Consider the following 24299-nt stretch of genomic DNA (forward strand, 5'->3'; position numbering starts at 1 on the left):
ACTTTGCCTTATCGTTTCTTTTAAGAGACAACTTCACTTAAATTTTTACAGTTGATAGATCAATTAGAATATAACACAGAGCGTGAAAAGCTCATAATACCAGAATATGGACGCCATTTGCAAAAAATGGTGAATCAGGCAGTTGAAGAAGAGGATGAGAAAAAACGCAATATCATTGCGCGCAGTATTATTGCGGTGATGGGTAATTTGCAACCACATTTGCGTGATGTGCCCGACTTTCAACATAAACTTTGGGATCAACTGTTTATCATGAGTGATTTTAAACTGGATGTTGTTTCGCCATATGATAAGCCTTCTAAAGAAAAATTAGAAGAACATCCTGATCCTTTAGACTACCCACAAAATCATCCTAAATATCGTTTCTACGGAAACAATATCAAGCGTATGATCGATGTTGCGGTTAAATGGGAGAAAGGTCAGAAGCGTGAAGCACTTGAGTTTACTATCGCTAATCACATGAAAAAATGCTTCCTAAACTGGAATAAAGATACCGTTGATGACGAAGTGATCTTTAAGCATTTGTTTGAATTGAGTGATGGGCAGATCAATCTTGCCAAAAAAGATGAAGATCTAAAAGAAGCGCAAAAACTTATGCGCTCAAAAAAATCAGGTAAATCTAACTACCGAAAAAAATCTGGACGCGGTAAAAAGCGTTACTAATTTTTAGCAACACATTTAATGGGAACATTTCAGATAGAAGGAGGGCATCAGCTTAAAGGGTCCATCCAACCTCAGGGTGCAAAAAATGAAGCACTTCAAATTCTTTGTGCCGTTTTATTAACGCCAGAAAAAGTGGTGATTGACAACATACCCGATATCGTTGATGTCAATAAGTTGATCAATATCTTGAGCAATCTGGGCGTTAAAATCCAAAAGCTGGGTAAAGGAAAATATTCTTTTAAAAGTGATGCACTGCAATTAGAATATCTGGAAAGTGAACAATTTAAGAAAGAAGGTGGCGGTCTGCGAGGTTCTATTATGATCGTAGGTCCTTTATTAGCACGTTTTGGCAAAGGATATATTCCACGTCCGGGAGGTGATAAAATTGGCCGTAGACGTCTGGATACGCATTTTGAGGGAATGATCAAACTGGGCGCAAAGTTCAGATATAATAAAGAAGAGCGTTTTTATGGGGTAGAAGCCCCAGAAGGTTTAAAAGGAACTTTTATGTTGCTTGATGAAGCTTCGGTAACCGGTACTGCAAACATTGTGATGGCTGCGGTTATGGCTGAAGGCGAAACCACGATCTACAACGCAGCTTGCGAACCGTACTTGCAGCAGCTTTGTAAAATGCTCAACAAAATGGGTGCAAAGATCTCAGGAATTGGATCTAATATGCTCAAAATTGAAGGTGTAAAAGCCTTGAATGGATGCGAGCACAGCGTACTTCCTGATATGATCGAGATCGGTTCTTGGATCGGTTTGGCAGCAATGACCAAAAGTGAAATTACCATTAAGAATGTAAGTTGGGAAGATTTAGGTCTTATTCCGGCTACGTTTAGAAAATTAGGAATCACGGTCGAAAAACGCGGGGATGATATTTTTATCCCGGCACATACTGAAGGATACGAAATTGAAACTTTTATCGACGGATCTTTTATGACCATCAGTGATGCGCCTTGGCCTGGATTTACACCTGATCTTTTGAGTATCGTGCTCGTAGTTGCTACACAAGCAAAGGGAGAAGTGTTGATTCACCAAAAAATGTTTGAAAGCCGTCTCTTCTTCGTTGATAAATTGATCGATATGGGGGCTAAAATCATTCTTTGTGATCCACACCGTGCTACCGTAATTGGTCATAATTTTAAATCAACGCTCAAGGCCACAACGATGACTTCGCCAGATATTAGAGCGGGAATTTCCTTATTGATCGCAGCATTGAGCGCCAAAGGAACTTCAACCATTCATAACATTGAGCAAATTGATCGCGGTTATGAGAATATCGATGAGCGTCTTAGAGCTATTGGTGCCAAAATTATTCGTACAGCTTAAACAAGTTTTACCGAATTTACTTCGGCGTGAGCATCGATTAACGCATAGATCAAGCGTGAAGCAAGTCTTGCTGTTGCATTGTCCAGATCGTATTCAGGGTTAAGCTCAACTACGTCTACGCTTACCAACTTTTGCGACTGAACCAAATACTTTATGGTTTTTAGCGCGACGTCTGGTGCAAATCCCAGCGGGGAAGGAGCGCTCACTCCTGGAGCATATGCTGAACTGAATCCGTCTAAATCTATGCTGAGATAGATCAGCTCTACTTCTTCAATGAATTGATCCAATTCCTTTTGAATGTGATACCAGTTTTGAAGATTAAATGCAGAATTTAATAAATAGCGAACTCCATAATCTGAAGCCGTTTGGAATAATTGCCGACTATTGCTTTCTTTTTGAATACCGAAGCAGTAGTAGGTGAAATTTTCTTTTTCTTCCTGAGCGATTTGCCAAAACGGTGTTCCCGAGGTTGCCTCCGTCGATCCATCACGTAAATCAAAATGCGCATCCAGATTTACGATTCCTATTTTTTTCTTCGGAAAGGCTTTACGAATACCTTTAAAATGTGCGTAGGCCAGATCGTGTCCGCCGCCCATAAGTATTGGGAAGTGACCGTTTTTTAATAGTTCAGATGCAGCTTGTGCTGTGTCATTTTGATGCGATTCAAGATTTTGATCGGTACAAATTAGATCACCAAAATCACAAAGATTTAAAGGAGTTTCGTGCCAATGATTAGAAAGCGAACTCAACGTTTTTCTAATTGCATTTGGTCCTTCAATTGCTCCTGGACGGCCAAGATTACGCGACACGCCTTCATCACAAGCGTAGCCCAAAAGTGCAACTGAAGCATTTTGTGCTCTTTCAATTTGGGTAAGATCCTTCAGTTGAATCAACTCATGCAGGTACAACGCATCTTCAGAGATTCTTCCTTGCCAAAATTTAGCTTCTGCTTGCTTATAGTTTTTCATCAATTTAAGGTATTTAGCAGTTCATCATCGACCAAATAAGGAAGCGTGACTTTTAAATTCGGAGTACGTTTCATCTCACGTTCTATTGCAAATCGCGCTTCGGGATTGCGTGCCCAATTGCGTCGTGCGATACCATTATTCACATCAAAAAACAGCATATTCTTGATCTGAGCATTTGCATTTTCAGAACCATCAAGCAGCATTCCGAAGCCTCCATTGATCACTTCGCCCCAGCCAACACCACCGCCATTGTGAATCGAAACCCAAGTAGCACCTCTAAAGCTATCACCAATCACGTTGTGAATCGCCATATCTGCGGTAAAGCGGCTGCCATCATAAATATTGCTGGTTTCGCGATAGGGCGAATCGGTACCACTCACATCGTGATGATCCCGACCTAAAACTACCGGAGCACAGAGTTTCCCTTGTTTAATTGCTTCATTGAATGCCAAAGCAATTTTTTGACGTCCTTCGGCATCTGCGTAAAGAATTCGCGCTTGTGAACCTACAACCAGACGGTTGCTTTCGGCTTCTTCAATCCAGGTAATATTATCTTGCATTTGCTGCTGAATCTCCTCAGGAGCTTCAGCCTTTATTTCTTTTAGTACCGAAGCTGCGATCGCATCGGTCAGGCGTAAATCTTCAGATTTTCCTGACGTACAGACCCATCTAAAAGGCCCAAAACCATAATCAAAACACATAGGTCCCAGAATATCTTGGACATACGAAGGATACTTGAATCCGTTTTGATCTTCAGCAAGTACATCAGCACCGGCACGTGAGGCTTCGAGTAAAAAAGCATTTCCGTAGTCAAAAAAGTAGGTTCCTTTTGCTGTATGCGTATTGATCGCAGCGGCGTGTCTTCGCAGAGATTCCTGTACTTTTTCTTTGAACTGTTCGGGACTATCGCGCATCATTTTATTGGCTTCTTCAAAGGAAAGACCCACCGGGTAGTAACCACCCGCCCAAGGATTATGCAACGAAGTTTGATCTGACCCCAAATGAATCTTGATATTTTCTGAAGCAAAACGCTCCCAGACTTCAACCACATTACCAATGTATGCTAGCGAAACTACTTCGTTATTTTGCTGAGCATCGCGCGTTCGTTTGATCAATGCTTCAATATCTTCAAACAGTTCATCTACCCAACCCTGATCTTTACGTTTGTGAGCAGCATTTGGGTTTACTTCAGCGCAGATAGTGATGCATCCGGCAATGTTACCGGCTTTAGGCTGTGCGCCGCTCATCCCGCCAAGTCCAGCGGTTAGAAAGATTTTCCCTGCCGGAGTTTCGCTTTGCGGAAGTAATTTTCTAAAGGCATTCATTACCGTGATCGTCGTGCCGTGCACAATACCTTGCGGACCGATATACATAAACGAGCCTGCGGTCATCTGGCCATATTGTGTTACGCCTAACGCATTGTAGCGTTCCCAATCATCAGCCTTTGAATAGTTAGGGATCATCATCCCGTTTGTAACTACAACGCGAGGAGCATCTGCACTTGAAGGAAACAGCCCCATCGGATGCCCGGAGTACATGTGTAAGGTTTGGTCTTCAGTCATTTGAGCCAGATATTGCATTGTCAATAAGTATTGCGCCCAATTCTGAAATACTGCTCCGTTGCCACCGTAGGTGATAAGTTCGTCAGGATGTTGTGCCACCTGTGGATCCAGATTGTTTTGAATCATCAACATAAGTCCGGCAGCCTGCGAGCACTGCGCAGGATATTCATCGATTGGGCGTGCATACATGGCATATTCCGGTTTAAAGCGGTACATATAAATGCGACCAAATTGCTGCAGCTCTTCATAAAACTCGGCAGCGAGTTCTTGATGCCAAGCTTTGGGAAAATAGCGCAGCGCATTGCGTACGGCGAGTTTTTTTTCTTCAGAAGAAAGAAGGTCTTTGCGCTTAGGCGCGTGATTTGCTTTAGGATCTAGTACTCTTTTTGGAGGAAGATCACTAGGAATTCCGGCTAAAATGGCTTCTTTAAATGTCATACTACGAGGCTTTAAAAACTAATTTTCCATTTTTGAAAACACGTGCCGGCTGCAATTGTCCTTGATGATAAAGTACATCCTGGTAAGAAGCCGTTTTAAAAAGAATCAAATCGGCAGCATTACCTGCTTTGATTGAAGCATCCTGCTCGAGGTTCAAGGCTTTTGCTGCTCTTACAGTAATTCCTGCAAGAACTTCAGCATTGCTCAATTTTTGAAAAGTTCCTAAAATCGCTGCTTGGGTAAGAAGATCTCCCATAGGAGCAGATCCCGGATTCCAGTCACTGGCGATGGCGAGCGTTCCATTGTGATCCAATAGTTCACGCGCCGGTGTAAATGCGCAACCCAGACCGATGCTCGCTCCAGGTAGGGCGGTAGCCACCGTATTTGATTTGGCAAGTATTTGTATTTCTGCAGCGGTACTTGCTTCTAAATGGTCGGCACTTACTGCTTGATATTCGAGGGCAACAGCGCTTCCACCTGTGGTAAATTGATCTGCGTGCACGGTAATATCAAAGCCCAATTCTTGAGCCTTGTCAAAATAAGGTTTTATCGTTTTTGCGGTAAACGAACCTTTTTCAATAAAAGCATCTACGCGATTGGCGAGTTTTTCTTCTTTAACGACAGGAAGTAATTCTTCAGTTATTAATTGAATATAGCCTTCCGGATTTCCTTTATATTCTCGGGGTATGGTATGTGCTGCGAGACAGGTAGCTATTAAAGTTGCTTCAGTTTTTGTGTTGGCAGTTTTTATAGCGTGCAGCATTTTTAATTCTTCGTCAATGCTCAGACCATAACCGCTTTTCACTTCAATGGTTGTAATCCCCTTTTGTAAAAGCAAGTTGGCCCGTTTTACAATATCTTCAACAAGTTGCTCTTGGGTGGCTTTACGTGTTTCGGTTACCGTATCCCATATTCCACCGCCGGCTTCAGCAATTTCTAAATAGGTTTTTCCGGCATTACGCATGGCATAATCTCGTGCTCTTGAACCACCAAAACAAATATGCGTATGGCTGTCGATAAAACCAGGAAGTGCACAAAAATCTTCTTCTAAAATTTCAAGATGCGCATTCAAATTTTGAGCTTTTTCATACAGTTTTTCATGTACATCGATCTGCTCAATAGTTCCATCCTTTATGAGTATTCCGTAGTTTTTTAAAGGATGAAGTTGGTCATCACTTAAAGCTCCGCGAACGGGCAATTCTGCTAGCGTGATCAACTCTTTTATAGGTCCTATATAGGTATACATATATGTTTTTTAAAGGGTTTGGAATTCATCTTCGTACACAGTCGTTTGTTCAAGACTGTTGTTTGCGATACAAGCAGTATAAACTTCTTGTAGTTTTTGATCCTGAATGATTTTATGCGCAATGTTAATATCCTCTGCAAAAATGCGATCGGCCTCAGCAAAAGGTATTTCCTCACGTATCATCGTGTGCACATTTTCAAGAAAAGCACTGGATTTCAAGATGTCTCTAAAGTCGAAGGCCTGTGCAGCAGTGAGCATTTCTATAGCGAGAATATGCTCTACATTCTTGAGTACTTGTAAGGCTTTACGACCACTGATAGACCCCATACTCACGTGATCTTCCTGCCCCATAGAAGTAGGAATACTGTCTGCACTTGCAGGATGACACAAGCTTTTATTTTCGCTGGCGAGCGCAGCCGTGGTATACTGCAAGATCATATAGCCGCTATTGATTCCGGTTTCTTTAAGCAGGAGTTTGGGCACTCCGGCATATTTTCCTTCTAAGGCCAGATAGATGCGACGGTCTGAAATATTGCCTAGTTCACTAGCCGCCACCGTGGCATAATCAAGCGCCATTGCCAGCGGTTGCCCGTGAAAATTACCACCACTAATGGTAAGGTTTTCGTCTATTAGAATAGGATTATCTGTGACCGAATTCAGTTCGATCTCTAATAATTCTTTAAGGTGTAACCACGCATTGCGCGAAGCACCGTGCACTTGTGGCATACAGCGTAAGGAATACGGATCTTGAACACGATCACAATCTTTATGGGAGTCTAAAATGGTAGAACCTTCTACAAAAGATTTGATTCGGGCTGCAACGTGTTGGTTTCCTTTAAAAGGGCGCAATTGATGCAATTCGCTATAAAAGGGTTTCACCGATCCTTGCAGTGCTTCAAGCATGAGCGCGCCAATAATATCTGCCTGATCGAGACAGCTTTTGAGTTTTTCGACTGTTTTGACGGCGTGTGCTGCAATAAATTGCGTACCATTAATAAGCGCCAGGCCTTCTTTGGGACGAAGTGTGATCGGTTCTATATTAATGGCTTTGAGCACTTCAATAGTAGGTTTACGCTCGCCTTGGTAAACTACTTCTCCTAAACCTAGAAGCGGTAAAAATAAGTGAGAAAGCGGCGCCAAATCACCACTTGCGCCAACTGACCCTTGCTCAGGAACAATGGGAGCGATCCTGTGATCTATAAACCATAAAATACGCTCTAGGGTATTTGTTGAGATACCAGAATATCCTTGCGCCAGCGCATGTGCTTTAAGAACCAGCATCAACAATGAAAGTTCTGAATCAATAGGATTACCAACTCCCACGCTATGACTTTTTATGATGTTTTCTTGTAGAGCGAGTGTTTCTTCCTTAGAGATTCGAGTAGTGCATAACGGTCCAAAACCGGTATTTATGCCGTAAACAGGTTCGCTCTTTTCAACAATATCGTCAACCAGTTTACTACTAGCCTTAATGTTTTCGAGTGTTTTTGGAGAGAGTTTTCCTTTTTTATTACCTCTGGCGAGGGCTAGAGCAATGCCTGCAGTTAGGTGATCTTCTCCAAAATGAAATATAGATTGAGATGCTGTCATAGCCGTATTTAAATTTTGTTGCTGACAAGTTAACGGCTATATTTAATAATCGGAAATACCAATTTTATCATTAATTAATAACTATGAGTTATCAGTTTGAATTGAGACATCTTACGTATTTTTTGGCGGTGGCTGAAGAATTACACTTTAGAAAGGCAGCAGAACGTCTTTTTATTTCGCAACCCGGCTTAAGCAGACAAATAAAGCAAATGGAAGAAATGCTAGGGGTTACGTTATTTGTTCGCGATAAGCGTAATGTAAAGCTTACACCGGCAGGGATGTACTTGAAGAAAGAGGTCGCGTATATCTTTAATCATCTTGATTTTACGCTGAAGCAAACCAAATTGGTTGATGAAGGGATTTCCGGAGAAGTGCGCATTGGTTTTTTGGGCTCTGCAATGCAGTCTATTTTGCCGGATTTGTTGATCAAGGCTGATGAGGTTTTGCCTAAGATTCAGTTTAGTTTAGAAGAATTGTCAAATAGTGCCCAAGTGGAAGCTTTAGAAAAAGATCAATTAGATTTGGGATTTGTACGTCTAGCGCGAGTGCCTGAAACGCTTCAGTTAAAACCGGTTTTTACAGATCGTTTCTCATTAGTGATTCCGAGTGGGCATAAATTGAATAAAGACTCTTTTACGAGTATCGCGCAAGTTTCCGAAGAGCATTTTATCCTGTTCTCTTCAGATTACAGTTCGCTGTATTACGATCAGATTATGAGTATTTGTGAAGATAAAGGGTTTACACCAAAGGTGAGTTATAAATCGGTTCACGCACTCACCATTTTTAAATTGGTAGAAAGCGGGTTAGGAGTTGCGATTGTACCTTCTTCATTGCAATTAGGCTTTGATATGCGTGTGAAATTTTTAGAAATTCCAAACATACCCCAAGAAGCCACGCTTTATGCCTGCTGGAAAAAAGACAACCGCAATCCTGCTTTACAACCTATTCTTGAATCATTAAACGAGCTTTGATTATTTGCTGTCGGTTACAAGAGTAAGCCGGCTACATCTTGCCAGGTGTCGGCACGGTCAAAGCCATTGGTATTCACATTATGCGGAGAAGTAAATTGAATGCCGCGGCCATCAAACGCATCTAAATTGTAGGAGCGATCGTCGATTAAAATATCACCGCGCAAGACGTGTTTGTGTCCACATAAAATTCGGTTTTGCCAAGGTATAAACGGGAAATGCTTATCTAACCAATCTGCTTTTTCTTCAAGGCTGGTTTTAAATTGCATTGCTGCAGAGGCGATATACAAATCATATTTGTCGTGAAGTTCGCGCATCACTTCCTGGCTGTCTTTCATCACTTTTAAATCGATAAAAAAGCCGCGCTCATTGGCATGGTTTCTTACATAATCTTGATGCGGCTCAGGAACCATTTGCCACACTTCGTGACCCAGGCAGTCTTCTTTTTTAAGGTTTGCGTTGTACTTGTGGTTATAGAGGTCAATGTGCGCCTGGTATGTATCGGCGATCACCTCGTCCATATCTACGAATAATGTCATTGTGTAAGGGTTTTGATAAACAGCCAAAATACGGCTTAGGGTTTAAAACTATTTTAAATTCAACTTAAAAAAACGACACTAAACTTTAACGCAAAGGTTATAAATAGCTATTTTTAAAAAGACAGCTTTTTTATGTGGAAATTTTACAGAGACCTTACGCGTTTTGCAGTCTTATTTGCCCTTGTTTGTATTCCACTGGGGAGTCTTTTGAGTGCAGTCATTCTTTTTGGAGTGCTGGGAACTCCCATTGGATTATTGATGTTTAACTATTTTCAGAAGGATGAATTTTACGGGTATTACAATCTGGGATATACAAAATTGAGATTGATAGGCACCACGTGGTTAATCAATCTCGCCGTCACCCCAATACTTTTGCTCATCGCATTTTTAATTTTAAAATTGATTAGTCTTGGCGCTCTTACAAGTTAAACAGATCGAAAAAAGTTTTGGAAAGAAAAGGTTGCTCAAAGCGGTTGATTTTGAACTGAAAACGGGAGAGATCTTAGGCGTTTTCGGAAGAAATGGAAGTGGTAAAAGCACCTTGCTCAAAATTCTATTCGGTACGCAAACAGCCAAAACCGGAAGCATCAAGATCAACGAATCAAAATACGCTGTGCGAAAGCATTTTTGGAACAGAAATCCTGTTGTAGCCGATGAAGTCATTGGGTATCTGCCGCAATTCAGTTTTTTGTCACAGTCTTCAAAGGTTTGGGATTTGATTCCTAAGTATTTTGAGGGTGAAGAACAGGATTTAATCTTCAGAGCACCGCGTATGACTAAGATCGCAAAGCGGAAAGTAAACGAACTTTCTCTGGGCGAGCGTCGCTATCTTGAAGTGTTGATAGTAGGTAACTTGAAGCATCCGTTTCTTTTGCTCGACGAGCCTTTCTCTATGGTAGAACCACTGTTTAAAGAATTGATTCACGAGTTTTTGAGTTCGTTAAAAGCTAAAAAGGGAATTTTATTGACCGATCATTATTATCACGATGTCTGGCAACTTGCCGATCGCAATCTTGTGTTGAAAGAGGGCAATTTACAGGAAGTTAATACGCTTGAAGATCTGGTTCAAGCCGGGTATTTGAGAAGTAAATAACAAAATTAAGGGTATGAAAGATAACTTTTCAAACCACGCAGCAGATTACGCTAAGTTTCGCCCGACGTATCCTCAAGAGGTTTTTGACTTCTTGTATGATTTGATTGAAGAAAAAAACGATGCTTGGGACGTGGCTACAGGCAACGGACAAGTAGCAGTAGAACTGACAAAACATTTTAAACAGGTTTTAGCAACCGATTTAAGCGCGCAACAGCTCGAAGAAGCACCAAAAAATGATAACATTACCTATCGCGTTCAAACCGCGGAAGCTTCATTTGAAAACGCAACAAAATTCGATTTGATAACGGTAGCACAAGCAATGCATTGGTTTGATTTTGAAGCCTTTTATAAAAATGTTCAGGATCATCTAAAACCCGACGGCATTTTTGCTATGATAGGCTATTCGGTATTTGAAACCTCAGGAAAATTGAACGAAGTGATTCAGCATTTTTACAAAAACATTACCGACCCTTATTGGGATCCTGAACGCAAATATCTCGACGAGCATTATAAAACGATTCCTTTTCCCTTTAAAGAAATTCAAACTCCAGAACTTGAAATGGACGTGATATGGACTAAAAACCAGTTCTTGAGTTACCTCAATACATGGTCTGCAGTTAAACATTATGAAAAGGCAAACGGTCAAAATCCGCTTGAACGAATTCAAGATGCTGTGGACAGATCTTGGGGAAATGCGGTCACGCGCAAGTTTAGTTTCCCATTACTCTTAAGGGTAGGAAAAAAGAATATCTAATTCTAGTTTCTCTTGTTCTTCTTTTTCTTTTGTTGTCCGGGAGCAAATGCTTTTGCACTTTTAGCTCCGTAGGCTTTTTTGACTTGACCGGGAGCATTAGTATTGGCGTTTCTCGAAGTGCGATAGCTAGAGCAATAAGCTGAAGATAATAGCATTCCGCCTAGTGCAAATAATAAAACAAGCTTTTTTATAGTATTCTCTTTTCTTGTAAAGATAAAAGTGCAAAAGCTTAGTTTTTTGTGATTTAAGTATTGCTTAGTAAAGGTTTATAACTTTTTAGCATTAAGAGACTGCTGCTTTATAAGTTTCAAGACAGCGCTCCCGCGCCTCTTTATGATCTACCATTTTTTCCGGATAGTCATCGGTGTCAAATTCCGGAACAAATTCTTTAATGTATTTTTTATCCTTATCAAACTTATCAACCTGCGTCATTGGGTTAAAAATTCTAAAATAAGGAGCCGCATCTACACCGCTTCCGGCTGCCCATTGCCAGTTGCCTACGTTACTAGATTGTTCATAATCCAGAAGCTTTTCGGCAAAATAGGCTTCGCCCCAGCGCCAGTCGATCAATAAGTGTTTACATAAAAAGCTTGCAACCAACATACGCACGCGATTGTGCATATAGCCCGTTTTATTAAGTTGACGCATTCCTGCATCCACTAGCAAATAACCGGTTTCTCCTTTTTTCCATTTTTCAAACTCCTCTTTATTGTTGCGCCATTCGATTCGGTCGTATTTTGATCTAAATGCATTATTTACCGTTTCGGGATAGTGATATAGAATTTGCATAAAGAACTCACGCCAAATGAGTTCGCTCCAAAAAACAGTGTTTTTTTCAGCAATGGCTTTTTTAACCATTTTTCGCACGCTTACTGTACCAAATCGTAAATGCGGACCTAAATGTGATGTGCCGTCCTGTGCGGGAAAGTTGCGTGTATCCTCATAGTTTTGAATGAGCGTTGGAGTAACCTCATAATCTGGAATTTCTATTGAAGATTTTTTGAATCCCATATCACTAAGGGAAATATTAGGTAGTCGGCTATGCTCAATAAGATTTTCTAAATACTGACTGGTGTAATGAATTTTCAGATGTTTATCAGCATCAAAAACTTCTTGCCACTTGTTTTTATAAGGCGTGTAAACCACATAAGGATCGCCGTCGCCTTTTACCACTTCATCTTTCTCAAAAATGACTTGATCTTTAAACGTTTCAAAAGATACTTCTTGATCTTCTAAAAGTTTTTTAATTTTTTTGTCACGCTCAAGCGCATAGGGTTCATAATCGTGATTGGTAAAAACGGTATCCACTTTATAATCCTCAAGAAGTTGTTTCCAGATGGTTTCAGACTTGCCGTGATATAAAGCAATCGAGCTCCCGTGTTTTTCCTGTAATTCATCGCGCATTTTTTGCAAAGTCTCAAAGATGAAAGTTACACGCGCATCATCTTCTGGCAACTCATTTAGAATTTCCTTATCAAAGATAAAAATAGGCAGTACAGGATGTTCTCCTTTTAAGGCTTCAAGAAAACCTACGTTGTCGTCCAGACGTAAATCTCTACGAAACCAAAAAATGTTAACAGTGCTCATAAATAAAAAAGGTTGGTTAGATTGAATCGCTGATCGGGTTTAGGAACGCGATTAGTTTACGTTTAAGGTAGACATTCCACCGTCAATACCCAAAATTTGTCCGGTTACCCAGCTGCTGTCTTCGCTGAGTAAAAATGCGGCAATTTTTGAAATATCCTGTGGAGTTCCCACACGCTTTAAGGGATGACGTGCATCCATCTTTTCTTTTTTCTTATCATTTCCTAAGAGGCGAGAGGCTAGTGGCGTATCAGTGAGACTTGGTGCTATAACATTCACTCTAAACTGTGGTGCATATTCTGCAGCCAGCGCTTTTGCAAAACCTTCAATAGCTCCTTTAGCTGCCGCAACACTCGTGTGGAAGGGCATTCCCATCTTAACGGCAACCGTGCTGAAAAAGACAAGACTTGCTTGATCTGCCTTTTTGAGTCGGTCTTCAACGGCCTTCAACGATTTGATGAGTCCCATAAAATTAAGCTGAAGATCTTCATTAAAGGTTTCTTCAGAAAGCATTTTGAACGGCTTGAGATTGATAGAACCGGGACAATACACAAAGCCATCCAACACTTCAGGAAGCTCTTCAGTATTTAAAATATCTGCGGTCACATCATATTCAATATGTGTAATTTCTTCGGGAAGTTCTTCTTTTGTCCTTGATGCAACATAAATCTCATAGTCACCGCTTAGGTTATCGATAAGACTTTTTCCGATTCCGTGAGAACCTCCAATAAGTAGTATATTCTTTTTCATAGCAATTTTTTAGTTGAGGATATCTTCGCGAGATACGCCTTGCAATTCTTTTTCGGGTTTGGTGTAGGTGCCGAATAACTCGGTTAATTTTTTCTCCCGATATTCGAAAATCTCTTGAAGTTTTGGTTTTACGAGAAAGGGATGCACCATTTGACCTATAATACCTGCCGGAACTTTATAATCCACAATATCTTCCATTTCAACTCCGCCCGGAATCTCTTTAAGAAAATGTTTGTGATGCCATAGTGAATAAGGCCCATAGCGCTGCTCATCAACAAAATATTCAAGATGTTTTACGTGTGTGATTTCGGTAACCCATTTGGTGTTGATTCCGGCAACAGGCGTCACATTGTACTGAATGATTTGCCCGGGAAACATTGGTCTATCTGCTCCTGAGAGAATCTCAAAGCCCATATAGTCGGGAGTGATGACTTTTAAATTTTTGGGATCAGAGAGAAAACTCCACGCTTTTTCAATAGAAATGGGGAGGTTTTGTTTGGTATACAGCGTATAAATTTTCATAATCAAAAAGATGAGGTTCAAGGTTGAAACCAATTTGAAGTAAATATACCGGCTATATTGTTTAACAAAAAATGATTTAAGTTAAACAAAAATTAAAGTTGAACAGGTTAACTATGCAAACAGCTTTAATTTTTCAGTTAAAAAAAGAATGATACTGAAGCGAAAAACCGACTTAAATCGTAATTTGGTAGACCAGTTTATAACGTTGTAATTCAAGAGCTTTTTTGCTTAAATTACCTCGTAGATAACTGTAATTAAACACACTAATAATTAAATGATTTTCAGATGAAAAAAATAATCCTTTCTTGTTTTCTGGCTTTGGGAGCTTTAGCCCAGGCACAAATTCAAACTCCAGCTGCCAGTCCGCACGCAACGTTGACCCAAACGGTAGGTTTAACTGAAGTAAGCGTAGATTATTCTAGACCCAATATGCGCGGTCGGGAGATCTTTGGTGAGCTTATTCCTTATGGTAGATTGTGGAGAACCGGAGCAAACGCAACAACAAAATTTACTGTAAATAAAGGTGTGAGCATTTCTGGTAAAGATTTACCGGCGGGAACGTATAGTATTTATACGATTCCGGGTGAAGATACTTGGGAAGTGATTTTTTATACAGATCATTCCAACCCGCTAATTCCTGAACTTGATGAGAGTAAAGTAGCTTTACGCACCATGGTTGAACCCGTTGAGATGCCAATGCAGATGGAGACTTTTACCATTGTGATTGATGAGGTTATGGCAGACAGTGCTGTGTTAAACTTCTTATGGGCAGATACGGTAGTACCGGTAAAATTTATGGTAAATACAGATGCTGAAGTAATGGCAAACATCAAACAAACACTTGATGGCCCGAGTGCCGGAGATTATTACAACGCTGCTGTATATTACTTGAACAGTGGGAAAGATATTCAACAAGCTAAATCGTGGATGGACGAAGCCATGGTCAAGACCGAAACTCCACGTTTCTGGCAGTTGCGTCAGCAGTCTTTAATATTGGCAAAAGCAGGCGATAAAAAAGGCGCTATTGAAGCTGCAAAAGCTTCATTGGCTGGAGCTAAAGAAGCAGGAAATGCTGATTATATAAAAATGAATACCGATTCTCTTAAAGAATGGGGAGCGCTATAATCGCGAATAACATCACAAAAAAAGCCGGGAATTCCCGGCTTTTTTATTGGTACCGCCAAATGGTTTTATACTCCGAGGCTTGCCTCGAAATTGAAAATTAGTTTCTTAGAATTGCCTCATGGGCTTGCCCTGAGTTAGTTTACTTGCGCCGTCAAAGGATTGAAAAACCCTAAACTTTGCCAGAATCTTATTTACACCTCGTAGTGTAAATCAATGCGTGTTCTTACTTCATCTAACATACTAATGAGTTGCCTGCTAAACTCAAAACTCATCAACGGACTTTCTTTTTGATTTTCACGTAGGAGATTGGCAAAATGTTCTATTTCAAAATAATAGCCTTTACCTGTGTAGGCAAAGTCATGCTCAATCTTGTTACCTTCTAAAATACTTGTGATTTTATCTGTTTGATGAAAGCGACTGTTTAAAACCAAAATTCCATTATCGCAGACCAACGTGGCTGTTGATGGAGTTTGCTTGACAATGCTTGAATTCAAAAACGCTGTAGTTCCCGAGTTATATTTAAAGGTCATTTCGATCTCTTCGTCAACTCCGGTTTTGCCGATTTTGGCCTTTGCTTCAAATGAATCTGGTTTTCCCAATAGTGCCAATGCACAAAATATAGGATAAATACCAATATCAAGTAAAGAACCACCTCCAAGGGCTTTGTTGAAAAGACGACCTTCAGGATTAAAGTCGGCTTCAAAACAAAAATCTGCGGTTAAGGTTTTTACAGCACCATAGCGTCCACTTGCTAATTCCTCTTTTACAAATTTAAAATGAGGCATAAAGCGCGTCCATAATGCTTCCATCAAAAGCGTGTCGTTTGCCTGAGCGGTTGTGATCATTTCTTCCACTTGGGAACGGTTCATTGCAAACGGTTTTTCGCATAAAACCGCTTTTTTATGTTTCAAGCAAAGCAAGGTGTCTTGATGATGTCTTACGTGAGGCGTGGCGATATATACCGCATCTACGTTAGGATCTTTGGCAAGTTGCTCATAGCTGTTGTAACATTTGGAGGCACTATATGTTGCACCAAAACGATCTGCTTTTTCCTGAGAACGTGAAGCAACTGCATATACCTCAGAACCTTCAACAAGGGCTACATCACTAGCAAAGCTGTGCGCAATTTTTCCTAAGCCTAAAATTCCCCATCTAATTGTTTTCATGCTGTTTCGGTTTTATCAGATCCCATAGTGCTCTGGATAGTTAGACTTATAAGAATCACTAAAGCACATCCTACCACATTAAGCCATAGGTAAGGCAAGCTGATGTATTCAAATTTATCTAAAGCAAATAAGGCGAAGACGATAAGTTGCGTTAGGATCGCTCCTATGAAAACGGCACGGGCTTTTATGGTTTTGATAAAGAAAGCAGACATAAAAATGCCTAGAATGCTTCCATAGAAAAGGGAGCCGATGATGTTGACCAGTTGAATCAAATTATCAAACAGGTTTGCCGTACAGGCAATAAGAATGGCTAAAATTCCCCAACTCAGAGTGAACCATTTAGCTGCATCTACAAAATGCGATTCCTCCCGATCTTCTTTAAGGTTACGTCTGTAAAAATCGACTGTAGTCGTGGTTGCGAGTGCATTGAGTTCTGAGGCAGTAGAAGACATTGCGGCAGATAAGATCACCGCCAGCAAAAGCCCAATGAGTCCGCTGGGTAGGTTATTCAGAATAAAATGAATAAACACATAATCTTTATCGTTGGTCTCTACGTTTTTATCAGCCAAGCCTATGAGCATGCGCCCTTGATCACGTAACTTATTTTCTTCGGCATTGATATTTTTAAGCGCTTCTTTAGCAGTGATTTGAACTCCGGAAGCATCAGCAACTGAAGCTTGCGGATCAAGAGCCACACGGTGACTCAATTCGGTTTTATCAGAACGCAGGTCATTGAGTTTATTTTGAACCTCGTTGTATTCTTTTTCAAAAGGGGTACCGTGCACTGCAGAAGCCGCGGCAGGATTAAAATTAAGCGGCGTAGGATTGAATTGGTAAAAGACAAAAACCATAACACCTACTAAAAGAATAAAGAACTGCATAGGAACTTTTAGAAGACCGTTGAAGATCATACCCAGCTGCATTTCTCTCAAAGATTTACCGCTCAAATAGCGCTGAACCTGACTTTGATCGGTCCCAAAATAGGAAAGCATGAGAAACGTACCACCTAAAATACCGCTCCATACGGTGTAGCGGTTTTCAAAATCAAAAGAGAAATCGAGTACATCAAGTTTACCACTAGCACCCGCTATTTGAAGCGCATTATCAAAGTTGATATCTTCTGGCAGGTAGCTCACAATAAGGAAAAAAGCGACAAACATTCCCAGAAAGATAATTCCCATTTGTTGCTTTTGAGTTACAGTAACGGCTTTGGTTCCTCCAGAAATGGTGTACACTACAACGAGCAATCCAATGATGATGTTAAGCGTGTTGAGATCCCAACCCAACACAGCCGAAAGAATAATCGAAGGCGCAAAGATGGTGATACCGGCAGCAAGACCGCGAGAAAGTAAAAACAAGCCCGAAGCTAATGAACGTACACGTATGTCGAATCTATTCTCCAGATATTCATAAGCGGTATACACGTTAAGCCGATAATAAATAGGAATAAAAAAGACGCAAATAATGACGATAGCTATGGGCAGACCAAAATAAAACTGAACAAAACCCAAACCATCATTATAAGCTTGACCCGGTGTAGAGAGAAAAGTGATCGCACTGGCTTGTGTCGCCATTACAGAAAGTCCTACAGACCACCATTTTGATTCATTACCACCACGTATGTAATCTTGAACATTTTTTCTACCACGTGTTTTATAAACACCATACAGCACTATAAATGCTAAAGTAACTACCAGTACAATCCAGTCTCTTGTTTGCATATTAAGCGTTGTAGTAATTCATTAATATAAAGAACAAGATGATGTATATGGCGTTCATCACCAAAACCAAAGTATAATATTTTGACCAACCTTCTTTTTTGGGATGCATCAGTTTTTGATCTTTTGATTGTTCTTACCTACCGAAAGCATATTGGCAAAAAGTCTATACGCTCCCGAAACTCCAGCGGGCAGTTCTCTAAAGAAACTTAATCCTGTATAAATATAGTTACCTTTTCCATATTTAGCGAGTAGCAGGCTGCCTTCACTTGGTGCTTCATTCTCGTCGTGTATAGAAAGTACCGGCGTGTATGCTTTGTCATAGTTGTTTGGGAAATACAGTCCACGTTCTTGAACCCATCCTTCAAAATCTCGCTGAGTGATTTTGTTAGGGTAATTAAGGATTTCGGCATCAGGATCGAGAATGGTAACTTCTGCAAACTCATCGGTAACCCGATCGCTGCTCAACTCCAGCGGGTAGGGACCAATGTTAGGAAAACTAAATCCACGCGCCGTATTGTATTGCACTACCATCGTACCGCCGTTTTCGACATAATCCAAAAGAATAGGCTGTTTGTAGCGCAATTCTTCAACCACGTTATACGCACGAACTCCCATAACTACAGCGTCAAAATTTTTAAGGTTGGTTGCTGTAATTTCTTCCGGAGTAATTTCTGCAACTTGATATCCGATCTGTCTTAAGCTTTCAGGAATTACATCTCCCGCACCGGCAATATAACCTATATAATTCCCTTTCTTTTGAATATCAAGCCGTACCAATTTATTGGTTGAAGGTAAGACTAATGTTTGCAAAGGAATATGTTCATAGTCGATACGAACGATCTTGGTATTGATGGTTTTTCCGTCTACCAAAAGCTGAGGCTGTAATTCTACCTCGCTCGCGTTATCTGGTGGTGTAACGGTAAAAGCTACAGTTTTTGTTTCACCTTTTTGCGCGATATTAATTTCTTGCGGGGCGCTGATCTGCCAACCTTTGGGAGCATTTAAAGAAACTTTGGCTGAAAGATTAGAAACGTATGCCGTTACTTGTGCAGTAATGGTTTTGGGCTGCGCATCTGCAAAAATGATCACAGGATCTGCAACAGCCACCGAAGCTTTAGGCACAATTTCAAAAGGCTCATAGACTTCGCCGGCAACACGATCATTGTATTTGTAGACCCAATCTGTCGTGATGGGGATTTCAACTTCATCTATCTTTAGATGGAAGGTAGCCTTAAAGGTTTTAGGAGTTTCCGGCAATCCTATAAGCTCTTGATCGGTTACTTTATACATTCCCACGCTGCCTTCTTCGGTCAACCAGTAAGCTGTAGTAAAATCTGCATCACCGGTATTGACCTCCACTTGAGTTTTAAAATCTTCATTGAAGTCAAGGGAGCGTTCCATTTTAATTTCTTTTTTAGAAGGTAATACTGTAACGCGCTCTAGAATTATGGGGAAATCACTTCGGTTTATCGCTTCTAGTGAAAGTTTTACGTTTTCCTCTGCAATAGCAGTTTGTTCGTCAGTATAGGCTTCAAGATATAAACCCGCACAAGCCTTTATGATTTGTGTGATTTGTTTGGTTTTTAAATCACGCCAGTAAGTATCTTCTAACTGAACGATCAATTGGTAAGCTTCAAGTAAGTGCGGAAGACTCGCCGCCGGATCATTAAAGTTGTAATCTGCTTCAACTTGATTTAAGATGTTACCAATAGCAGCACCACCTTCAACACGGTTCCAGCTGGTATCAATTCCTTTAAAAAGATTTCCGTCTGCCGGAAGATCCCCTTTTAAAAGTTCGAGATATTCTACTTGCGCTCCGCGAGAACCGGTATTTCCAAAACCTTGAGATTTATGCTGACTGCGGCTAAGGGCAGAGATTTCGGTATTGCTAAGTCCGTAAGCGGGATAGTAACTTCCCACATCAACCGAAACCAGATTTGATTTATCTGCTTCTTCAAACTTTTCACGGCTACCGTAAAACCACCAAGAGGTGTTAAAGAATAGTCGTTTGGGTTGCCAGGTCTGCGTGCGTTTCAATTGCTCGGGGAACACTTGAGGATCACCCACTTTATCAAAAGCTTCTACACTTAGCATTGCCGACAGCGTATGATGCCCATGTGTGGTACCCGGCGAACGATGATCAAACCGATTGATAATAATGTCTGGTCTAAAATTACGAATGGCCCAAACTACGTCTTTCATAATCTCATCCTCTTCCCAAAAACTCAACGTTTCTTCAGGGTTTTTAGAATAGCCAAAATCGTTAGCACGTGTAAAACGCTGCTCACCACCATCTGTGCGGCGTGCTGCAAGCAATTCTTGAGTACGAATAACACCAAGGAGCTCTCTAATTTCGGGACCTATCAAATTTTGACCGCCGTCACCACGCGTAAGCGCAAGATAACCTGTTCTTGCGTGTACCTCATTGGCGAGATAAGAGATCATTGCTGTGTTTTCATCATCGGGATGCGCTGCGAGATAAAGCGCCGTGCCTAAAAAGTTGAGCCCTTGTATTTGCTCGTATATTTCTGAAGAAGTTGGCTTTTTTGGCTTTTGAGCTTGTAATTGCAATGAAATGCAACATATAAAAACGAATAAAAAGCGCATATTTTAGGATGTTTTTTAGTTGAATGCCTTGCGATCAAAGATAGCTAAAACGCTAGCTACACGCTTTGGTTTTCGGTTTGTTTAACAAAATACAAAACTTATACTTTAGCATAAAATTGCAACGACAAAGGCAAAAATTAAAGCTACTCAAGTTGTTGTAATAAATCATACAATTTTTGTGTAGGCAGACCCATAACCGTATTGTAAGAACCTTCTAATTTCTGAAGCGCTACGTGGCCTATCCATTCTTGAATACCGTAAGCTCCGGCTTTGTCAAAAGGCTGATAGGTGTTGATATAGTGTGTGATCTCTTCGGAAGTAAAGGTTCTGAAGTACACTTTAGCCAAATCGTGATCCACCAGTTGTTGGGTTGAAGTAGTCACGCATATCGAAGAGATCACCTCGTGCGAAGTGCCACTTAATAGCTGAAGCATTTCTTGTGCTTCCTGCGCATCATTGGGTTTGCCTAATGCGATATCGCCTTTAAAAACTAAGGTGTCTCCGGTAATCAAAATCTCATCAGGTTGAAGCATGTCGCTAAAAGCCTCAGCTTTCTTTTTTGCAATATACTCTGCGATTGCTCCCGGTTGCATTCCCGGTGGATAGCTTTCATCAATAGGTTTTAGCCTGATTTCAAAATCAACCTCAAGAGCTTTGAGTAATTCTTGCCGGCGCGGCGATTGCGAGGCAAGAATGAGTTTTTTGTTATTTAGGAGTTCAGAGAGCATATTAATACTTTAAAGTCAGTGTCAAAACGCCTAAAGAGAGCATACCAAAAAGCATAATCAGCTTTAATAATTTAGACAGAAATGCATAATGTTTTTGTTTTTCGGCATAGCGTGCTTTCATACAGAAAAATACCAGAGGAACTACCACTGCGGCGACTAGATATATCGAAGTCCAAACGTTAGTTTGTAAATACACGTAGATGTATCCTAAAATACTAAAAATGTATAGCACGCCAAGGTACGCCGAAAGTTTAGCCGTGCGCTCAAGACCTAAAACTATGGGTAAAGTTTGAATCCCTGCTGCATAATCTCCATTGGCATCTTCAATATCTTTAACAAGTTCCCTGAGGAAATTCAGCATAAAAGCAAAAATGGTATAATCGCGCAATACCGCAAGTGGAGTGACTAGTTGTTCTTGAAATTGATTTAAAATAGGGGTAACATCAAAAACTAAAACGATAAAAATAGACGAAGCCACTACAAGGCTTACGACTAGATTTCCGACCAAAATAATTCCTTTTAAAAAGCTGGAATAAATATAAAGCAGTGCCGAAATAAGAACAAATAGGGAGGTGAAGTTGCCCAAACCGGTTTTGTAGCTGAGAAAAAATCCCAATCCCACGCCCAGAATATTAAAAAGCAGATAATAATTGAAGGCTTGTTTTTCTGAAAAAGGTTCAGGGAGATACGTTTGAAGCGGTTTATTGATCTGATCGCTTTGCACATCATTAATGTCGTTAATAATGTAGCCTGCGGCAGCAATACATAAACTGGCTAAGGCTAAAATCCCAAAATCAAAAGAAGAGAGGGCAACCGGCAGTCCTAAGGCTTTTAAAAAGCCAAAATGAATCAAAACCTGTGTAAGAAGTATTAGGATTAGATTTTTATAACGGATTAAGTTTAAGAAAGCCAACAGCGTGTTTTTTTGAAAAGTCTCAAATATAGCAAAAACCCCGATGCGACTGCATCGGGGTTTTGAAAAGGAGTGTATTTAAACGATTACTTTTTGCTGATGCTGCCACCAGAACTTTCGGCTACGGCAACTTCCTGAGGATCTCCCCAATAATCAATATCGCCGCCGCTAGAAGCTTTAGAATTCATTTCTTTAGATACATAAGTACGTATACTTCCTGCACTTGAAGCTTCGGCTTCGCAATATTCTGCTTTTAGATCTTTTGCATTAATGGTTGCCGCTGAGCTTGCGTCAAAGTTGAGTTTTTGCGCAGAACCATTAAGACTTAAGGTAGCCGCGCTGCTTGCATCGGCTGTGATCTCTCGTATTTCAACATCTAATTTTACCGTCGCTGCACTTGAAACATCAAAATTGATTTTGTCCCCGGTTAGCATTTCGGTTGCAGTGATGTTTGATGCGCTACTGGCTTTAATGGCCTGTAAAGGTTGTGTATAGATCACGTGAATAACCCGAGAAGTTGCATTACCAATGTTTGAATTGTCTGTAGATTCAATACGTAAAGTACTTCCTTCATAATGAACATCAAGATATTCTAGTAAGTTTTCATCTACCTCTGCGATAACTTTTGGGCTTGTTCCTTTTTCTAGAATCACGTCCCAGCCGTTACTGCTATGTACTCTTGAGAATTCTTGATCAAGATTTAAATCTTGGGTAACAACATTGCCGTTACCTTCAATTTGCCCCATTTGTATGTTGAAATTACATGAGGTGAGCATAAGTGCGGCAAAACCGCTGACGAAAAGTTTAATTAATGTAGTCATAAGTGTTGATTTTTTGATTGATGTTTTTCTGGCATTGCCAGAAGATTAAATACTCCTGGGCTTGCCTTTAAATTAAAAATTTGTTTCTAATAATAACCTCAGGGACCTGTCGCTGTCAGAAGACAGGTTTGCCCTGAGTTAGTTTATTTAGTTTATCGTGTCTACCACTTTTGCAATGGTATCATTTTTAAGTTCGGGTCTAACGTTTAACCCGTCTTTTTTAGGTGCGGCTACCGCTTTATATTCATATACGGTTCCTGTAGCTGTAGAATCTTGGGGTGTCTCATCTGCCTTCCAGTCTTCGGCTTCCTCAAGTTCTTCGATAACTTCTTCAGGGCAATTTAGACATACAAGTTCTGAATTTTCCATTAGAGAATAATACCCTACAAACTTGTGATCCAGAACATCAGAATAACGGTTTCTGTGGTAACTGTTGATGTTCTTATCAGTTAACAGAATGGTTCCTTCAGGAATCGCAAGAATAAGATCTACTTCCTGACTGCGGTATTTGTTTTCAATACTGCTTACAAAGTAATTGTCAAGAAGAAGCGTGTTTTCATCCATTTCAAAATTATAAACGATGTTACTTGCACGAACCTGAGCGGCATCATAAGAGCTTCCTTGTGAGGTTTTCTTAATGATAAGCTTAGCCTCTGGAGAGTCACTTTTTTGTACACTAAGATTTACATCACGGTTGTACAATACTTTGTTACCCGCTGCATCGGTGCGAATCTTCCAATTGTCATTATGGTATTTGTAGGCGCCATATTGATTTTGGGTGATCATTTTTACACTTAAGGTATCTCCGGCTCTTATAGGTAAGGTTTCAGAAATAAGAGCTTCGCCTTCTACTGCAGTCGCCATGCCTTGACGTACTCCCAATACCGCGAGTACCATTACCGCGATAAACCAAACGCCCAGCATCGTTAATTTGGCAACAACAGGAATACGTTTTAGGGTTGTAACCAGAATGCGCAAACCAAGATAGAATAACATAAAGAACGGAATCCCTATCGCTACAAACGTGAGCAAACTTATAAGCCACAATGGAGCGCCAGAAGTATTGACCATCTCTACATAATCTGCGATGCTACCATCAACAAAATCTAAAGTTCCTGCTGAAAAGAGTCCTACAAAGAGACCAATAAGGGTCGAGCCACCGGTTATAACGAGTAGAATACCTATGAATTT

The 24299-nt window shown here is 40.5% G+C and carries 21 protein-coding genes and 1 pseudogene; 7 read left to right on the forward strand and 15 right to left on the reverse strand.

All coding sequences use genetic code 11. The features are described from left to right. Positions 1-51 precede the first annotated feature (51 nt). Positions 52-681 (forward strand): DUF4290 domain-containing protein, encoded by a 630-nt coding sequence (locus MED217_RS06345; RefSeq protein WP_009779665.1) that lies wholly within the window; start codon positions 52-54, stop codon positions 679-681. Positions 682-699: 18 nt separating this feature from the next. Next, the gene (gene murA / locus MED217_RS06350) at positions 700-2013 is read left to right on the forward strand and encodes a UDP-N-acetylglucosamine 1-carboxyvinyltransferase (protein ID WP_009779666.1); all 1314 of its coding nucleotides are present in this window, start codon (positions 700-702) and stop codon (positions 2011-2013) included. Here the strand turns inward: murA and hutG are convergent. The 4 genes from hutG to hutH are packed head-to-tail and all read right to left on the reverse strand — an operon-like array spanning position 2010 to position 7817. Then, positions 2010-2981, reverse strand: a complete 972-nt coding sequence (hutG, locus tag MED217_RS06355; protein ID WP_009779667.1) for a formimidoylglutamase — start codon at positions 2979-2981, stop codon at positions 2010-2012. The genes murA and hutG overlap by 4 nt on opposite strands. Next, positions 2981-4981, reverse strand: a complete 2001-nt coding sequence (locus MED217_RS06360; RefSeq protein WP_009779668.1) for a urocanate hydratase — start codon at positions 4979-4981, stop codon at positions 2981-2983. The genes hutG and MED217_RS06360 overlap by 1 nt, the downstream gene beginning before the upstream one ends. Before the next feature lies 1 nt (position 4982). After that, entirely contained in the window at positions 4983-6227 is a 1245-nt protein-coding gene (hutI, locus tag MED217_RS06365; RefSeq protein ID WP_009779669.1) for an imidazolonepropionase, read from the reverse strand. 9 nt (positions 6228-6236) lie between these two features. After that, a complete protein-coding gene (gene hutH, locus MED217_RS06370) occupies positions 6237-7817 on the reverse strand; it encodes a histidine ammonia-lyase (protein ID WP_009779670.1) in 1581 nt (526 codons plus the stop codon). 83 nt (positions 7818-7900) lie between these two features. Between hutH and MED217_RS06375 the strand changes: the two genes are divergently transcribed. Continuing rightward, positions 7901-8788: a LysR family transcriptional regulator gene (locus MED217_RS06375; RefSeq protein WP_009779671.1), complete on the forward strand. Its 888-nt coding sequence runs from the start codon at positions 7901-7903 to the stop codon at positions 8786-8788. A gap of 14 nt (positions 8789-8802) precedes the next feature. Here MED217_RS06375 and MED217_RS06380 read toward each other — a convergent pair whose 3' ends face one another. Next, positions 8803-9324 carry a 5' nucleotidase, NT5C type gene (locus MED217_RS06380; protein ID WP_009779672.1) on the reverse strand — a complete coding sequence of 174 codons (522 nt, stop codon included), beginning with the start codon at positions 9322-9324 and terminating at the stop codon, positions 8803-8805. 132 nt (positions 9325-9456) lie between these two features. Between MED217_RS06380 and MED217_RS06385 the strand changes: the two genes are divergently transcribed. The 3 genes from MED217_RS06385 to MED217_RS06395 are packed head-to-tail and all read left to right on the forward strand — an operon-like array spanning position 9457 to position 11171. Next, entirely contained in the window at positions 9457-9753 is a 297-nt protein-coding gene (locus MED217_RS06385) for a hypothetical protein (RefSeq protein WP_009779673.1), read from the forward strand. Next, positions 9734-10417 (forward strand): ATP-binding cassette domain-containing protein, encoded by a 684-nt coding sequence (locus tag MED217_RS06390; protein ID WP_009779674.1) that lies wholly within the window; start codon positions 9734-9736, stop codon positions 10415-10417. The genes MED217_RS06385 and MED217_RS06390 overlap by 20 nt, the downstream gene beginning before the upstream one ends. 13 nt (positions 10418-10430) lie before the next feature. Beyond that, a complete protein-coding gene (locus MED217_RS06395; RefSeq protein WP_009779675.1) occupies positions 10431-11171 on the forward strand; it encodes a class I SAM-dependent methyltransferase in 741 nt (246 codons plus the stop codon). A 282-nt stretch (positions 11172-11453) separates the two neighbouring features. Here MED217_RS06395 and MED217_RS06400 read toward each other — a convergent pair whose 3' ends face one another. The 3 genes from MED217_RS06400 to MED217_RS06410 are packed head-to-tail and all read right to left on the reverse strand — an operon-like array spanning position 11454 to position 14027. Beyond that, entirely contained in the window at positions 11454-12758 is a 1305-nt protein-coding gene (locus MED217_RS06400; protein ID WP_009779677.1) for a cryptochrome/photolyase family protein, read from the reverse strand. A gap of 51 nt (positions 12759-12809) precedes the next feature. Next, entirely contained in the window at positions 12810-13505 is a 696-nt protein-coding gene (locus MED217_RS06405) for an SDR family NAD(P)-dependent oxidoreductase (protein ID WP_009779678.1), read from the reverse strand. 9 nt (positions 13506-13514) lie between these two features. Beyond that, a complete protein-coding gene (locus MED217_RS06410) occupies positions 13515-14027 on the reverse strand; it encodes an SRPBCC family protein (protein ID WP_040532628.1) in 513 nt (170 codons plus the stop codon). A gap of 285 nt (positions 14028-14312) precedes the next feature. Between MED217_RS06410 and MED217_RS06415 the strand changes: the two genes are divergently transcribed. Then, positions 14313-15152 (forward strand): DUF2911 domain-containing protein, encoded by an 840-nt coding sequence (locus MED217_RS06415; protein ID WP_009779680.1) that lies wholly within the window; start codon positions 14313-14315, stop codon positions 15150-15152. 191 nt (positions 15153-15343) lie between these two features. Here MED217_RS06415 and MED217_RS06420 read toward each other — a convergent pair whose 3' ends face one another. The 7 genes and pseudogenes from MED217_RS06420 to MED217_RS19110 form a co-directional block, all read right to left on the reverse strand. Continuing rightward, entirely contained in the window at positions 15344-16318 is a 975-nt protein-coding gene (locus tag MED217_RS06420; protein ID WP_009779681.1) for a Gfo/Idh/MocA family protein, read from the reverse strand. Continuing rightward, positions 16315-18039, reverse strand: coding sequence for a sodium:solute symporter family protein (locus tag MED217_RS06425; protein ID WP_009779682.1), 1725 nt, complete (start codon positions 18037-18039; stop codon positions 16315-16317). The genes MED217_RS06420 and MED217_RS06425 overlap by 4 nt, the downstream gene beginning before the upstream one ends. A gap of 108 nt (positions 18040-18147) precedes the next feature. Beyond that, positions 18148-20646: a PIG-L family deacetylase gene (locus MED217_RS06430; protein WP_009779684.1), complete on the reverse strand. Its 2499-nt coding sequence runs from the start codon at positions 20644-20646 to the stop codon at positions 18148-18150. A gap of 143 nt (positions 20647-20789) precedes the next feature. Further along, the gene (locus MED217_RS06435; protein WP_009779685.1) at positions 20790-21374 is read right to left on the reverse strand and encodes a Maf family nucleotide pyrophosphatase; all 585 of its coding nucleotides are present in this window, start codon (positions 21372-21374) and stop codon (positions 20790-20792) included. 1 nt (position 21375) lies between these two features. Continuing rightward, the gene (locus tag MED217_RS06440) at positions 21376-22287 is read right to left on the reverse strand and encodes a geranylgeranylglycerol-phosphate geranylgeranyltransferase (RefSeq protein WP_009779686.1); all 912 of its coding nucleotides are present in this window, start codon (positions 22285-22287) and stop codon (positions 21376-21378) included. Between the two features lie 86 nt (positions 22288-22373). Next, the gene (locus MED217_RS06445; protein ID WP_009779687.1) at positions 22374-23108 is read right to left on the reverse strand and encodes a head GIN domain-containing protein; all 735 of its coding nucleotides are present in this window, start codon (positions 23106-23108) and stop codon (positions 22374-22376) included. A 147-nt stretch (positions 23109-23255) separates the two neighbouring features. Beyond that, a pseudogene (locus MED217_RS19110) lies at positions 23256-24299 on the reverse strand (PspC domain-containing protein); the annotation flags it as partial.

Origin of the sequence: Leeuwenhoekiella blandensis MED217 (genome assembly GCF_000152985.1) — a bacterium.
In the GTDB taxonomy this organism is placed as follows: domain Bacteria; phylum Bacteroidota; class Bacteroidia; order Flavobacteriales; family Flavobacteriaceae; genus Leeuwenhoekiella; species Leeuwenhoekiella blandensis.